15 protein-coding genes and 1 pseudogene are annotated in these 15485 nt (G+C 25.7%); 12 read left to right on the top strand and 4 right to left on the bottom strand.

All coding sequences use genetic code 11. The features are described from left to right. Window positions 1-32 precede the first annotated feature (32 nt). The 5 genes from ACNI3D_RS12375 (at window position 33) to ACNI3D_RS12355 (ending at window position 5909) form a co-directional block, all read left to right on the top strand. A complete protein-coding gene (locus ACNI3D_RS12375; RefSeq protein WP_419767214.1) occupies window positions 33-1289 on the top strand; it encodes an MFS transporter in 1257 nt (418 codons plus the stop codon). Between the two features lie 62 nt (window positions 1290-1351). Further along, a complete protein-coding gene (locus ACNI3D_RS12370) occupies window positions 1352-3385 on the top strand; it encodes an ABC transporter substrate-binding protein (RefSeq protein ID WP_419767213.1) in 2034 nt (677 codons plus the stop codon). Window positions 3386-3477: 92 nt separating this feature from the next. Then, window positions 3478-3939, top strand: a complete 462-nt coding sequence (locus ACNI3D_RS12365; RefSeq protein WP_419767212.1) for a sensor histidine kinase — start codon at window positions 3478-3480, stop codon at window positions 3937-3939. 46 nt (window positions 3940-3985) lie between these two features. Further along, a complete protein-coding gene (gene bioA, locus ACNI3D_RS12360; protein ID WP_419767211.1) occupies window positions 3986-5251 on the top strand; it encodes an adenosylmethionine--8-amino-7-oxononanoate transaminase in 1266 nt (421 codons plus the stop codon). Window position 5252: 1 nt separating this feature from the next. Then, a complete protein-coding gene (locus ACNI3D_RS12355; RefSeq protein WP_419767210.1) occupies window positions 5253-5909 on the top strand; it encodes an NUDIX hydrolase in 657 nt (218 codons plus the stop codon). A gap of 4 nt (window positions 5910-5913) precedes the next feature. Here the strand turns inward: ACNI3D_RS12355 and ACNI3D_RS12350 are convergent, their stop codons facing one another. Then, entirely contained in the window at window positions 5914-6258 is a 345-nt protein-coding gene (locus tag ACNI3D_RS12350; RefSeq protein ID WP_419767209.1) for a DsrE family protein, read from the bottom strand. Window positions 6259-6372: 114 nt separating this feature from the next. Here ACNI3D_RS12350 and ACNI3D_RS12345 point away from each other — a divergent pair, with 114 nt between their 5' ends. The 3 genes from ACNI3D_RS12345 (at window position 6373) to ACNI3D_RS12335 (ending at window position 8217) form a co-directional block, all read left to right on the top strand. After that, entirely contained in the window at window positions 6373-6804 is a 432-nt protein-coding gene (locus ACNI3D_RS12345; RefSeq protein WP_419767208.1) for an HvfX family Cu-binding RiPP maturation protein, read from the top strand. A gap of 337 nt (window positions 6805-7141) precedes the next feature. Continuing rightward, window positions 7142-7687, top strand: coding sequence for a glutathione peroxidase (locus ACNI3D_RS12340; RefSeq protein WP_419767207.1), 546 nt, complete (start codon window positions 7142-7144; stop codon window positions 7685-7687). 68 nt (window positions 7688-7755) lie between these two features. After that, window positions 7756-8217, top strand: coding sequence for a MarR family winged helix-turn-helix transcriptional regulator (locus ACNI3D_RS12335; protein ID WP_129101805.1), 462 nt, complete (start codon window positions 7756-7758; stop codon window positions 8215-8217). A gap of 42 nt (window positions 8218-8259) precedes the next feature. Here the strand turns inward: ACNI3D_RS12335 and ACNI3D_RS12330 are convergent, their stop codons facing one another. Next, window positions 8260-9141 (bottom strand): DMT family transporter, encoded by an 882-nt coding sequence (locus ACNI3D_RS12330; protein WP_419767206.1) that lies wholly within the window; start codon window positions 9139-9141, stop codon window positions 8260-8262. 110 nt (window positions 9142-9251) lie between these two features. Between ACNI3D_RS12330 and ACNI3D_RS12325 the strand changes: the two genes are divergently transcribed. Beyond that, a complete protein-coding gene (locus ACNI3D_RS12325) occupies window positions 9252-9866 on the top strand; it encodes a Crp/Fnr family transcriptional regulator (protein WP_419767205.1) in 615 nt (204 codons plus the stop codon). A gap of 137 nt (window positions 9867-10003) precedes the next feature. On the opposite strand, the pseudogene nhaD reads toward ACNI3D_RS12325, so the two are convergent. Beyond that, a pseudogene (nhaD, locus tag ACNI3D_RS12320) lies at window positions 10004-11011 on the bottom strand (sodium:proton antiporter NhaD); the annotation flags it as partial. 112 nt (window positions 11012-11123) lie between these two features. On the opposite strand from nhaD, the gene ACNI3D_RS12315 reads away from it, so the two are divergent. Together ACNI3D_RS12315 and ACNI3D_RS12310 are read left to right on the top strand one after the other, a co-directional pair. Further along, window positions 11124-11753 carry a fumarylacetoacetate hydrolase family protein gene (locus ACNI3D_RS12315; protein ID WP_419767204.1) on the top strand — a complete coding sequence of 210 codons (630 nt, stop codon included), beginning with the start codon at window positions 11124-11126 and terminating at the stop codon, window positions 11751-11753. A gap of 93 nt (window positions 11754-11846) precedes the next feature. After that, window positions 11847-12698 carry a bifunctional methionine sulfoxide reductase B/A protein gene (locus tag ACNI3D_RS12310; RefSeq protein WP_419767203.1) on the top strand — a complete coding sequence of 284 codons (852 nt, stop codon included), beginning with the start codon at window positions 11847-11849 and terminating at the stop codon, window positions 12696-12698. On the opposite strand, the gene ACNI3D_RS12305 is transcribed toward ACNI3D_RS12310, so the two are convergent. Beyond that, the gene (locus tag ACNI3D_RS12305; RefSeq protein WP_129101800.1) at window positions 12695-13036 is read right to left on the bottom strand and encodes a hypothetical protein; all 342 of its coding nucleotides are present in this window, start codon (window positions 13034-13036) and stop codon (window positions 12695-12697) included. The two genes, ACNI3D_RS12310 and ACNI3D_RS12305, sit on opposite strands and share 4 nt — an antisense overlap. Window positions 13037-13187: 151 nt before the next feature. Here ACNI3D_RS12305 and ACNI3D_RS12300 point away from each other — a divergent pair, with 151 nt between their 5' ends. Beyond that, entirely contained in the window at window positions 13188-15479 is a 2292-nt protein-coding gene (locus tag ACNI3D_RS12300; RefSeq protein ID WP_419767202.1) for a cache domain-containing protein, read from the top strand. Window positions 15480-15485 lie beyond the last annotated feature (6 nt).

Here is a 15485-nt window from a genome sequence, read left to right as displayed (position 1 = left end):
TATTATCACGAAAAATAAACAAAAGAGGTGAAATGCAAGCAACAAAATCAGTTTTTATAGCTATATCTTCGTTATTCTTTTCAATTGGTTTTTTAGCCATTGGATATGGGATGATTATGACTTTTATAGGTCTGTTTCTTAAAGAACATGGATTTTCTGATATGGTTATTGGTTTAATTAATGCTGCATTTTTCTTAGGTGCTATGGCATCTTCTATTTTTAGTCAAAAAATTATTACAAATATTGGGCATATAAGAAGTTTTGTGACTTTTGCATCTATTATGGTTATTACATTTTTACTACATTCTATGTTTTTAAATGAATTTTTTTGGGCTATTCTTCGGCTTATTTGTGGATTTGCATATTATGGATTATTGATTATATTAGAGAGTTGGTTAAATGAAAAGAGTTCAAATGAACAAAGAGGACAAATATTAGCTATCTATACGACTGTTTTTTATCTTTCAAATGCTATTGGTCAATTGTTATTAAATATTGATGAAGACTTAGAGCATATAATTTTTTCAATAGGTGCAGTTTTAGTACTTTTTTCTGTTGTTTTTATAGCAATGACAAAGATTAAAGAGCCTATTCTTAAACCATTTGAAAGATATAGTTTTCCAAAACTTTATAATGTGGTTCCTTTAGCTTTAACGGGAAGTTTTATAAGTGGGTTTTTAGTTGGTGGATTTTTTACAATGATTCCTTTATATATTATCAAAATTTATGATTCTAAAGAAGTATTATCTCTTTTTATGGCATTTACTATTTTAGGCGGATTAATTTCCCAATGGCCAATAGGAAAACTTTCAGATATTTATGGTAGACGAAAACTTATTTCAGTAACTGGTTTTTTTACAACTGTTGTTTCATTATTATTTATTTTTTTACCTTCCAATGATTTATTGATATATGCTTTGGGGATTTTATTAGGGGCTAGTATTTTTTGTATTTATCCTTTAAGTTTATCTCGTGCTAATGATGTTATTGATGAAAATAAAGATATAGTAGAGATTTCTAGAGCTTTACTTTTTGCATATGGAACAGGCTCTTTTATTGCACCAATTATTATAGGGCTTGGCTTTAATTATTTTGGATACCAAACATTATTTATTATTTTTGCAATTTTAGGGGTTTATTTAGCCCTTTATTCATTATCTAAAAAAAGAGTAGCGGATGATGATATGAGTGTTTTTGTGAATGTACCAGTTACTTCTAGTTCTGTTATGCCAGAAATCGATCCAAGACAAGATCAAGATTGGGTTGATGAACAACAAAAAATAGTTTAGAATAGTTTAGAGATATTTTATATGTAATTTAGATATAATCTTAACACTATCGAGGAGTTAAGTTGAGATTAATATTTATATCTATATTGATAATTATTTCTTTTGAAACTTTAAGTGCTAAAGCATTAAAAAAAGTTAGCTTACAGTTATCTTGGTTTGATCAATTTCAGTTTGCAGGATATTATATTGCAAAAGAAAAAGGTTACTATGAAAATCTAGGTTTGGATGTGGAAATAAAACCATTCAATTTTGGAATTCATGCACCTAAAGAAGTAGATGAGGGCAAAGCTGATTTTGGAATTGGAAGAGAAACTTTAATACTAGATAGAGCAAAAGGCAAAAAAATAGTTGCTCTTTATTCTTTATTTCAATCAACACCTCTAATTTTAATAACTACAAATAAAAACATAAATAAAGTAGAAGATTTTGTAAATAAGAAAATTATGACCACAGATGATGATTCTAGTGAAGTTTCTATCAAAGCTATGATTAGTTCAAAAAAAGTAAAATTCGAACAATTACATTTTATAAAACATACACATAATATAAATGATTTAATCAATAAAAAAACAGATATTATCTCAGCATATATTTCAAAATCACCATTTGATCTTGTTGAAAGAGGAATTCAATACAAAATATTTGATCCAAAAGATTATGGATTTGATATGTATAGTGATTTCTTGTTTACTAGTGAAGATATGATAAATAACCATTTTGCTACAGTAGCAGCTTTTAAAAAAGCATCTTTAAAAGGTTGGGAATATGCTTATTCCCATATAGAAGAGACAGCTAATTTAATATCAAAAAAATATAATTCTCAACATATTACAAAAAAAGCCCTAATCTTCGAAGGTGAAGAACTAAAAAAATTATCTTACCAAGATACAAAGATTTTAGGCGAAATAAAAGAAGATAAAGTACAAAGAATTTATGATTTGTATAATGTAATGGGTTTAATACCTAAAAAAACTGATGCCAAAAAATTTGTTTATTATACAAATGATAATAAAAAGATATTTTTATCTAAAGAAGAGATTTCTTATTTAAATAAAAATAATAAATTTAAAATGTGCATTATTCCTAATATTAAACCTTATAGTTATTTTGAAAAGAATGAATTTAAGGGTTTTATAGCAGATTATTTTAAGATAATTAAAGAAAAAGCTGGTATGGAATTTGAAGTAATAAAAGATGATAAATTTAAAAATTATGTTGATTTGTTCAAAAATAAAAAGTGTGATATTTTTGCTTCTTTAGAAAAAACAAAAGAGAGAGAAAAATATGCTAATTTTACAAAGCCATATGTCAATATTCCTTTTGTTTTAATTACAAAACAAAACTTTCCTTTTGTAGATAGTTTAAGTACATTAAAAAATAAAAAAATAGGAATAAATGCTAGTTATAATATAAGTAAACGAGTTAAAGAAAAATATCCTGATATACAGTTTATAGGTGTAGAAAGTTTGGATGAAGGTATTAAAAAAGTTTTAAATAATAAAATTGATGGTCATGTTGATTTATTATATACAACTTTATATAGACTGTATGATGATAATTCAAATCTAAAGATTTCTAATAAACTTGATATTGATTCAAATTTAAGAGTTGCTGTTAGAAAAGAAAATAAAATTCTATTTGAGATTATAAGTAGAGCAGTTAATGATATTGATGATGCAAAAATTGAAGCACTTATTAAGTCATGGGTGACAATAGAATATAAAAAAAGTACTGATTTTACTTACCTTTGGATAACTTTATTTATTGCAGGAGTAATATTTTTAGCTTTTATGTATAGACATAAAGTTTTAAGTGGAATGAATAAATCACTAAATGACAAAGTAAAACAAAAAACAGAAGAATTATTGAAAATAAATAGTGAACTTGAAAAAAGAATAAATGAAGAAGTAGAAAAAAATCTAAAAAAAGACCATCTTTTACAAAGACAATCAAAATTGGCTTCTATGGGAGAGATGTTAGAAAATATTGCACATCAATGGAGACAACCCCTTTCTGTGATAACTATGGGAGCTAGTGGAATAAAACTAAAAAAAGAATTAGAACTTTTAGATGATTCATTTTTAACAGATACTTAGAATCAATTTTAAAGTCATCTTCTTATTTATCACAAACAATTGATGACTTTAAATATTTCTTTAAACCTAGTAAAGATAAAGACAAATTTTCATTGGAATCATGTTTTGAGAAAAGCTTAAATGTCTTAAGTTTAAAGTTAAATAATGAAAAGATAACAATAATTAAAAATATTGAAAAAGTAGAAATAGTTGGATATGAATCAGAATTGGTTCATGTATTTATAAATATATTAAATAATGCTAAAGATGCTTTTTGTGAAGCAAAAGTAAATAAAAGAATTATTTTTTTAGATATCTTAAAAGAAAAATCAAAAATTGTTATAAAGATAAAAGATAATGCAGGTGGAATTAACTCTTCAATTATTGATAAAATATTTGATCCATATTTTACAACAAAACATAAAAGCCAAGGTACTGGTATTGGATTATACATGAGCCATCAAATAATAACAAAGCATATGGATGGACAAATTGAAGTGTCAAATAGCAAATATGAATATGAAAATGAAAAATATAAAGGTGCTTTATTTACAATTACTTTTTATGGTGAATAATTTTAATTTTGATATAATCTTTTAATAAATTAAATGAGGAATTATATTGAATTGGTTAGAAATAGATAAAAAGCATGTTTGGCACCCTTATAATTCTCTTCCATCTAAAACAAAACTTTTACCTGTAAAAAAAACTGATAAGACTTTTATATTTTTAAGTGATGATACAAAATTAATAGATGGAATGAGTTCTTGGTGGAGTGCTATTCACGGATACAATCATCCAAAGTTAAATGATGCATTAAAAAAACAAGTTGACATTATGCCACATGTCATGTTTGGTGGGATTGCCCATGAAAATGCAGCAATTTTGTCAAAACAATTAGTTGATTTGACAGGTCTAAATTCTGTCTTTTTGTGTGATAGTGGTTCAGTTTCTGTTGAAGTTGCCCTAAAGACTGCAATACTTTATCAAAAAGCAAAAGGGAAAGAAAAATTTAAATTTTTGGCTTTAAATAATGCTTATCATGGTGATACCTTAGGTGCAATGAGTGTATGTGATCAAAAAAATTCTATGCATACTATTTATGGCTCATATTTACCACAACATATTTTTACACAAGAGCCTGAGTTAGGTTTTGATAGTGATTGTACAGCTTCTTTAAAACAATTAGAAGAAAAATTTGAAAAACACCATAATGAACTTGCTGGATTTATACTTGAGCCAATCGTTCAAGGGGCAGGTGGAATGAGAATATATAATCCTATCTATTTGCAAAAAGCAAGACAATTATGCACCAAATATGATATTTTACTTATTGCTGATGAAATTGCCACAGGTTTTGGACATACTGGAAAAATGTTTGCATGCGAGCATGCAAATATAAAACCAGATATAATGACTCTAGGAAAAGGTTTGACTGGTGGTTATATGACAATGGCATCAATGCTTACAACAAAAGAAGTAAGTGATACTATATCAAATAGTGAAATTGGTGTACTTATGCATGGACCAACTTTTATGGCTAATCCATTAGCTTGTAGTGTTGCAATTGCATCTATTGATTTACTTCTTGAAACACCTTGGGAAAAAAAAGTTTCAAATATTGAAGAGATATTTTCAGAAGAATTAAAAGAGTTAAAAGATTTATCTATAGTAAAAGATGTGAGAAATATAGGAGCAATTGGAATAGTTGAACTTAATGATGATAGTTATGCCCAAGAGATACAAGATTATTGTGTGAAAAATGGGGTTTGGATAAGACCTTTTGGTAGACTTATTTATTCTATAGTTGCTTATACAATAGAAGAAGATGATTTAAGAAAAGTTGCTAAAACTATGGTTGAAGCAATAAGAAGTATAAAGAGATAATATGAATAAAAATGGATTTAAAAGACTTATAACAAATTTACCAAAAAATCCCGGAGTAATGGGTAGAGATAGATTTTTTAATAGTGCAGTTTTAATACCTTTTGTAAAAATAAAAGGGGAATATTTTATTCTTTTTCAAAAAAGAGCCATGGGAATAAAACAAGGTGGTGATATCTGTTTTCCTGGAGGTGGTTATGAAGAGGGCATTGATAAAAACTTTAAACAAACAGCTTTAAGAGAAACAGAAGAAGAGCTAGGTATTTCTAGAAAAGACATAAAAATAATTGGTCAATTGGATACGATGGTAGCTTCTTTTGGAACTATTATTGAGCCTTTTATTGGGCTTATAAAGAAAAAAGCTATCAAAAATATGAAGATAGATAAAAATGAAGTTGAAAATACATATTTAATTCCATTGGATTATTTTAAACAAAATGAACCAGAAATTTATAATCTAAGAACAGAAGTAAAACCTTATCACATAGATGAAAATGGAAATAAAGAGGTTTATTTCCCCGTTGATGAATTAAGACTTCCTGAAGCCTATCAAAAACCTTGGGGAAATAAAAAACACAAAGTTTATGTTTATAAATATAAGAAAAAAGTTATTTGGGGTTTAACAGCTGTTATTTTAAATGACCTATTAAGAAGATATTAATCTTCTAAATAGTCATTACTGACCACTTCTCACTTTTTAAAGCTTTTGTTAGTAACTCACCTGTATGTTCTATTTTTATATTTAGTTTTTCCAATTCTTTTATAGCTTTATAATCTTCAACACACACTATACAAGCACTCATTTTTACACCTGTTTTTTGGATTTCTAGTAGTTTTTTTTGAATTTTTTTATCTTTTTTTACAAGTTTTATTGAAGGTCCCCATAGCATTAAATGAGCTTTCTTCCAATATTTTCTTTCTAATATTACAGAAGAATAAAGCAAAGGAAATTTATTTGCAACTTCTTTATCTTGATTTGATAATACGATTAATAAGTTTGATTTAGACATTTTATAACCTTTTTCTTGATATTTTTTATTACATTTGTTATTATAATGAAATATTAATACACAAAAAGTAAATATTTAGAGAATATAATAAAAATAAATAAAGAAGGATAAAAAATGTTTGTAAAACTATATAATCAAATCTTTGGAGTTTTTGAAAATATTCAATCACTGTTTTTACTTTTAGCTAGATTAGTTCTTGCTTATGGTTTCTATGATCCTGCAATGAGAAAGTGGGCAGATATTGGTAGTATAGCACAATGGTTTGAATCAATTGGAATCCCTTTTCCTATTATAAATGCATATATGGCTGCAACAACTGAAATTTTAGGAGTTGTTTTATTAACCCTTGGATTATTTACTAGACTAATATCTATTCCTTTAATGGTTGTAATGGTAGTTGCTATTTTTACAGTACATCTAGGAAATGGTTTTGGAGCTGGAGATAATGGATTTGAAATACCTTTATACTACTTATTATTTTTAGGAATTTTTCTTACACATGGAGCTGGGAAGATTTCACTTGATAATTTTATATTTAAAAAATAAATAGATATAAATTATCAAAATCATCATTTTGATTTTAGTATTCCATGCCAAAGAAATTTTGATAGGAGAACTCCTATCAAATCTAAACTTAAATTTTAAGTTCACTATCTAATCTAGCTTGAAAAAATATTGCCAATTGCGAAAGTAATAATTCTCAACTCTACATTGGCATATTCATTTTCAAAAATTAAATAAGCTCCAGTGTTAAAGATAACCTAACGTTTTATAAATGTGTGAAGAAAAAATGTTTTATCTTGACAAAAAAAATAAAACCTTATATAATTGTGTACAATTTAATTGTATACAATTAAAATTAAAAAATAAATAAAGGATTTACATGTCAATTTACGATTTCAGAGTGAAAGACTCTTACGGAAATGTTGTCAATTTAGATAAATATAAAGGGAAAGTTTTATTAATTATTAATTCTGCAACTGAGTGTGGATTTACTTCCCAATATGAGGGCTTAGAACTATTATATGAAAAATTAGAAGGTGAAAAATTTGAAATAATGGATTTCCCTTGCAATCAGTTTGGTAATCAAGCACCAGGAAGCAATGCCGAAATAGCAAGTTTTTGTAATTCAAGATTTGGAATTCAATTTACAATTTTTGGGAAAATTGATGTTAATGGTGATAATGCTGAACCTTTATTCTCATATTTAGTTGAACAAAAAGGATTTGAAGGATTTGATGCAAAACATCCTCTATCAAAGGGATTGGATGAAATGCTAGCTAAAGTTGATCCTAACTATAAAAATGATCCATCTATCAAATGGAATTTTACAAAGTTTTTAATTGATAAAAATGGAAATGTTGTAGCACGATTCGAACCAACTGTTGATATTGAGGTTATTGAAGAACAAATCAAGGCACTCCTATAAGTCTTCTTTTATTAATGCAAATCTTGATACACTTCATTGTATGAAATATATTGTAAACAAGGATTTGTATGCTAGAAGAAAACAAAGATGAAATTTTAAAACTTGAAAATCAACTATGTTTTCCTTTGTATGCTTGTTCAAAAGAAGTTGTAAGAATTTATAAGCCTTTTTTGGACAAGCTTGATTTAACTTATACTCAATATCTTACAATGATGGTTATGTGGGAACACAAAGAAATAAATAGCAAATTATTGGGTAAATATTTGTATTTGGATTCTGGAACATTAACTCCTTTATTGAAAAAACTAGAGTCTAAAGGATATATTACTAGGACACGTGCACAAGAAGATGAACGTAATTTAGTTGTACGACTTACTTTAGAAGGTGAAAAGCTAAAAGATAATGCCATTAAAGTTCCAGAGGAACTAGGGCGTTCTTTACAGATGGATAAAGACGATGTAGAAAATCTTTATGCATTGTTGTATAAAGTATTAGGGAAAATTAGTGAAGCAAATAATAAGGTTAAATAGAATATTTTCTACTATAGTTTGAATTGCTCCATTAAAATTCTTTTAACTTTTTCGTAATAACATTACTGTAGAAAAAGTAGATATCAATATACCTATAATTACCCAATAAGTTAAAACTTGTGATGACACAACAAACATAAGTATTGCAATAGAAGCAGGAGTTAAGTAAGTATAAGCCATAATTTTCTTAGGTCCTAAAATCACTGTACACTTTTGATATAAATATGCAGTAACCAAAGTTGCAGGTATACTAATATAACCTAAGGAAACAAAATCATTTGTATTGATTCTATTCCATTGTAAAGGTATATTGAATATAATTAAAGCAATTGACATCCAAATGCAACCACCAACTAATGTCATAAAAACTAAAACAACTAACTTATCATCTTTTTCATAAAAATATTTTGCACAAATAGAATACATTGATATAAATAAAATAGATATAAAAAAAAATATATCTCCTTTATTTAAAGTAAGTGACAAAAAAAGTTGTAAGCTTGCTTTAAAAATAACAATGCAAGTTCCAATAATTCCAAAAAGATATACTAAATATTGTTTTTTTGGGATTTTTTGTTTGAAAAATATCATTGATAATATTGCAGTAATTAAAGGTACAAGGGTAAATATTGCTCCAGTGTTTAAAGCAGTTGTGTATTCTAAAGAGATGAACATTCCTATTAAAAATGATGTATAAAAAAAACTTATTATAAATGCTCTTTTAAAAGTTGAAATAAGTTTTATTCTATACTCTTTTTTTAAAAATATAAAAGGAAGCAAAGTTACAGTTGCTATTAAAAATCTTAATAAATTAATCGAAATAGGATTAATTACTCCTGATAATTTTTGAGATACTATAAATGATCCTCCTGATATAAACGTTGCAAATAAAATTAAAATATGTGCATATAATGTTTTTGACATAAAATATCCTTTTTTGATACAGATTATCAAAATTATTTATCTTTGTCATATACATATATTGATTTTTAAATAAATTTGTAATATCCTTTCTAAAATATTAAAGATTATTTATGAACACAAGTACAGAAGAAATATTTAACTCACTTAAAAAGACTTTAGATTCTTATTATCCACTTTCAGAAAAAACATGGAAAGAGTTTAAAAATATATGCACAATAAAAGAAATAAAAAAAAATGCATATGCATTTGAACTTTATGATAAAGTAGATGCTTTTTCTTATGTATATAAAGGTTTATTTAGAACATTTTCATTTAATGAAAAAGCAGAAGAATATACAAAAAAATTTTTCTGGGAAACTAAATTTTATGGACCAATGGTTGCACTTTTATATAAAAAACCTATAAATGCAGTAGTTCAAGCAATTGAAGATTCAATAGTTATAGATATTAAACACGACAAATATAGAAAACTTTTAGAAACATATGATGATTTAAAATTTTTTCATATTTTTTATTTAGAAAAACATTGGGTATTAGAAAGAGATGATATAGGCTCTTCTCTTGTTCTTGATAATGCTAAAAAAAGATATGAAAAATTCAACGAAGAATTTAAAAATATCATAAAAAGAATTCCTAAGCACTATATAGCATCATACTTGGGTATTTCACCTACTCATTTGAGTCGTATTAGAAGAGAATTAAAAAAGAAGGGTAATATAGAATAATATTAATTATGATAAATCTCAAGATATTTACTATATTTTATAAAAAAAGAAGATTTAAATTCTTCTTTTTTTAAGTTTAATTAATAAAGTTTTAACATCTCAAATTGAAAATACCAAATACCAATTGATACAAAATATCAAATTAAAATAGTCCACGCATATTTCATATGACTACTAAAAGTATAAACACCTTTTAGTTTTCCCATAACACCTACACCAGCAGCACTACCAAATGAGATTAAAGAACCACCAATACCTGCTGTTAATGTAACTAATAGCCAGTTTGAAATATCCATATTTGGATTTGCTTTTAAAATAGCAGACATTACTGGAACATTATCTACAATTGCTGATAAGAACCCAACTGCAATATTTGATAAAGTTGGTCCTAAATGATTTGGATGATATACTACTGAAGTAAGAGTTAGCCAACCTACAAAATATAAAGCTCCAACTGCTGCTAAAATACCAAAGAAAAACATCAAAGTATTATTTTCAATTTTTGACATCGAATAAAAAATATCAAAGTGTTCACTTCCATATTTTTTTCTTAATTTAAATGAACAGAATTTTAATAACATTAAACCAAACATCATACCCCACATAGCTGAGAAGTCTAAGAATTGATGAGAAATTACTGCCATGACAATTGTAACAACACCTAAGAAAATGATAGTTTTTGCACCGTCTTTCATTTGAGGAACTTCAACTTTTGAATCAAATTCTGGTTTTGTTTTTGGAACAACAAGAGATAATAAAAAAGCAGTTGCTAAATATCCTAATATTGAGGCAGGGAATAGATATAAAAAGTCCATAAATTGACCCTTACCTGAAGTCCAAACCATCAAAGTTGTAATATCACCAAATGGAGACCACTCACCACCAGCATTAGCTGCAACTACGATATTAATTGCACCTGGAACTAAAAACTCTTTTTTCTCTTTTTCAATTGTAATTAAAACAGTTGAAAGAATAAGTGCTGTTGTTAAGTTATCTGCAATTGGTGAGATAAAGAAAGATAAAAATCCAGTAAGCCAAAATAGTTTTCTATAACTATACCCTTTTGAAACTAGATTGTATTTTAGTCTATCAAAAACACCCATATGAATAAGTGATTAGATATATGTCATAGAAAGAAATAAGAAGATCTTTCAAAATTTATGAGATATAAATTATCAAAATTAGTTCATTTTCGATATAATTTTTCAACTACAGTTTTAAGTAAAAGCTATGTAAAATTTATATAAAAGTAGAAAAATGAATAAAATACTAATAGATAATAAAAAGATATACCCTTCAAAAGTAGTATGCATAGGTAGAAACTATGTAGATCACATAAAAGAGCTAAATAATGAGACACCAGAAGAACCAGTTTTTTTCTTCAAACCAAACTCTTCAATAAGTGATGAATTGGTATTTCCAAAAGGAAATACTAGTTGTCATTATGAAGCTGAAATATCATTTTTAATGGAAGAAAATAAAATATCAGCTGTTGGATTTGGATTAGACTTAACTTTAAGAGAAGTACAATCAAAGCTTAAACAAAAGGGTTTACCTTGGGAAAGAGCTAAATGTTTTGATGGAGCAGCTGTTTTCTCAAAGTTTGTAAGTTTTGATGGAGATGTTTCAGATCTTGGTATTGAGTTATATATTAATGGGGAACTTAAACAAAAAGGTGATGTATCTATGATGATATATAAACCAAATGAAATAATAAAAAATTTAAACACTTTTTCATCTTTTGAAGATGGAGATATACTTATGAGTGGAACTCCTAGTGGTGTAGGAAAATTTGAAGTAAATGATATCTTTGAAGGTAAGCTTTTATATAAAAATGAAGTGTTAATAAATGTAAAGTTTGATGTTAAAGAATCTTCAAAAATTTAATTTTTATTAAGAGCAAAAACTATATTTATAATTTATTAAAGAACTTTTTTTCTTTAGATAGAATTTCAGAAATTATAAATTATAGGATATAAAATGTCATTTAATAAATTAACTGAAGAAGAAATAAGAGTAATAGAAAATAAAGGAACAGAGAGACCTTTTTCTGGTAAATATAATGATTTTTATTCGGATGGTATTTATAAATGTAAAAAATGTGATACAAAGCTGTATTCATCTGATAGTAAATTTAACTCAAGTTGTGGTTGGCCAAGTTTTGATGATGATTTTGGAACTGTAAAAAGAGTTCAAGATAGTGATGGAAGAAGAACAGAAATTGTTTGTGCAAACTGTGGTGCTCATTTAGGTCATGTATTTGAAGGTGAAGGTTTTACATCAAAAAATACAAGACATTGTGTAAATTCTATTTCATTAAATTTTGATTATATAAATAAAACAAATGAAGACCAAGCAATATGTTATTTTGCAGCAGGTTGTTTTTGGGGTGTAGAATATCATTTTGAACACTTAAAAGGTGTTTATAGTGCAGTTTCTGGATATATGGGTGGAGATACACTTCATCCTGATTACCAAAGTGTTTGTACTGGTACAACGGGGCATTTAGAAACAGTAAAAATAGAATATGATAAGAAAGTAGTCACTTTTGAACAGTTAGTCAAATATTTTTTTGAAATTCATGATTTCACTCAATCCAATGGTCAAGGTCCTGACATAGGTAGTCAATATTTATCTGCAATATTTTATAAAAATGATGAGCAAAGAGAAAAATCTTTGGAAATAATAGATGAGTTAGAAAGTAAAGGGTACAAAGTGGCTACTGCATTATACGAAGCATCAACTTTTTATGAAGCAGAAGAATATCATCAAAATTATTATGACAGACACCAAAAGGTGCCATATTGTCATACTTATAAGAAAATATTTTAGTTATTTACACCTAAAATATAATAAATTGGTCTTTCACTTATTTGTTGAACTTTTACCCCATATTTGTCAGCCCAATGTGAAACTTCATTATGAAATTCTTTTAGAATTTCATCTGAATCATTTTCATCACACTTAATTTTTAAGTATTCTGTTTTATTTGAAAACCCTACATAAGCATTCATTTTTTTTAAATGGTCATTTAAACTAATAATATGTTTTGCAAACTTTTCAAAATCTTTTGTATTTTTTATCATAACTTCTGCTTGCTTTAGTGCACTTTCACTTTTTGAATAACCTAATTGTGATAGAACAACTTCAGGTGACATTTCTATTTGCATAGTAATCCTTTGTTAATATTTTGAATAGTAAATATATCAAAAATGAATTGAAATGTTGGTTAATATTTTATTGTATTATCTAATGGCTAATATATAATTAAGTTATTATTTCTATTATTTTTTGTAATATTGTCTCAACACAAGGGATATCATGCAAAAGCAAAATAATTATATTTTTGAAATTATATTTTTACCAATAATAATTATAATTTTTCTCATCACAAGTATTACTATTTATAATATACATATTACTAAGAAACAGTTAGAAAATCAAATAAAAAATAAAAAAGCCGAATTTTTTGAAGAAAAGAAAAATCTGATATATAACAAAGTTCATAATATAAATAATATAATAAAAATAGATAACAATAAAGTTAATAAAAAAGTTAAAAGCCAATTAGAAGAAAAAATTATAATTGCATTAAGAGTTGCTAAAAATACATATAAAAAAAATAAAAACTTATCAAAAAAGAGTTTAATAAATGTACTAAAAAGTAGGCTTTCAATTTTAACATATAACAAAGATAAGAGTTATTATTTTATTTTTGATAAAGCAGGAACTATCCTTGCCCATCCTGAAAAAGACTTAATTGGAAAAAACTTAAATGATTATTTTGATACAGATAATAAAAAAATAGGCTTAAAATTATTTAATAGTTTATCAAATAATGAAAAAATTGGATTTACTCAATATTATTTTAAAAAGCCAAATCTTAGGGATAATGTATTTTTAAAAGCAGTTGCTGTCATATATTTTAAACCATTGGATATATATATAGGAACATTAGTATATCCTCGTGATATTTTAAATGAAGAAAAAATAGATTTAATTAATAAAATAGAATTAAATCCTGACTTAAAAGAATATATATTAATTTTTGATATTTTTGATATAAATGGTGGTAAAGATTTTGCTCAATTAATTGTAAGCAATAATAAAGAAGAAGTTTTAAAAAGAAAAATTGATGATAATGTTAAAGATAAAACAGGAAATTTTTATAGAAAAGAAGTATTGAAACTTTTAAAGGAAAAAGGGGAAGGTTATCATAAATATTGGTTTAAAAAACCAGGCTTTGATATTGAAAAAGAAAGATATGCATACTTTTATTGGAATAAACAGTGGAATTGGATTATAACATCTGGATTTTATTTTGAAGATTTAAATGAACAAATTGATAAACTAAAAAATGAGACAGATGTTTATTTAAAAGAATTAATAAAAAATTCGTTAATTTGGGGAATAATTTTTTCTTTAGTAATGATTTCTATATCAATTACTATTTTTTATAAAATTCGAAAAAGAATAAAGAATAATCAAGTAAGTCTTTTGAAAAGTCAAGAAAACTTGAAAAAAGCACAAAAAATATCAAAAATAGGATCATGGAGTTATTCATATGAAACAGAAGATTTAGTCCTTTCCGATGAGACATATGATCTTTTTGGAATAGAAAAAGGCAAAAGAAGAATTTCTTCAAAATATCTTTTGTCTTTTGTACATAGTGATGATAAAAGAAGGGTAAATGTACTTCTTGATAGACTTGTTAAAGAAAAAAAACCTTATGAGATCATTCATAGACTTGTAATAAATAAAAAAATTAAATGGGTCAATAATCAATGTGAAGTTTTTATTGAAAATAATGCTGTGATAATAGTAGGAACACTTCAAGATATTACAGAAAAATATGAGAAAGATAAAAAAATCGAAGAACAATCTCAACTGTTGTTTAATCAGTCCAAAATGGCAGCAATGGGAGAAATGATTGAAAATATTGCTCATCAATGGAGACAACCACTCTCAGCTATTTCAATAAGTGCAAGTGGTCTTAAACTTGAAAGTGAATATAAGATTTTAAATAAAGAAAAAATTGAAGAGGGTTTGAGTAATATCATTGATAATACTAAATACTTATCAAATACAATTGAAGATTTTAGAAAATATTTTGCAAAAGATAAAAATATAGTAAGATGCAATATAAAAGAAGTTTATAAAAATACAATAAAACTTTTAAAACCAAAATTTGATACATTAAATATTGAAATAAAAGATGAATGCGAAGATTTATTTACTTATACATTAGAAAATGAACTAGTTCAATGTTTAATGAATATTTTTAATAATGCACATGATGCACTTATGAAAAATAAATCAGAAAAAAAATTTATAATTATAAAAATCTCTAAAAAATATGACAATATAATTATTGACATTAGAGATAATGCAGGTGGAATAGATGATAATATTATTCAAAAAATATTTGAACCTTATTTTACCACTAAACATAAAAGTCAAGGCACTGGAATAGGACTTTATATGACACAAGAAATAATTACTAAACATTTAAAGGGTTTTATAAAAGTTGAAAATGTAAAATATGAAATTGATAAAAAAATGTACAAAGGTGCTAGTTTTAAGATTTCGTTACCTCAAGAGTTGAAAAAATAAAATTAG

It is taken from the genome of Arcobacter siniprincipis (SeqCode) (genome assembly GCF_048571125.1).
In the GTDB taxonomy this organism is placed as follows: Bacteria; Campylobacterota; Campylobacteria; order Campylobacterales; family Arcobacteraceae; genus Arcobacter; species Arcobacter siniprincipis.
This window is presented reverse-complemented; position numbering and strand designations above follow the sequence as displayed.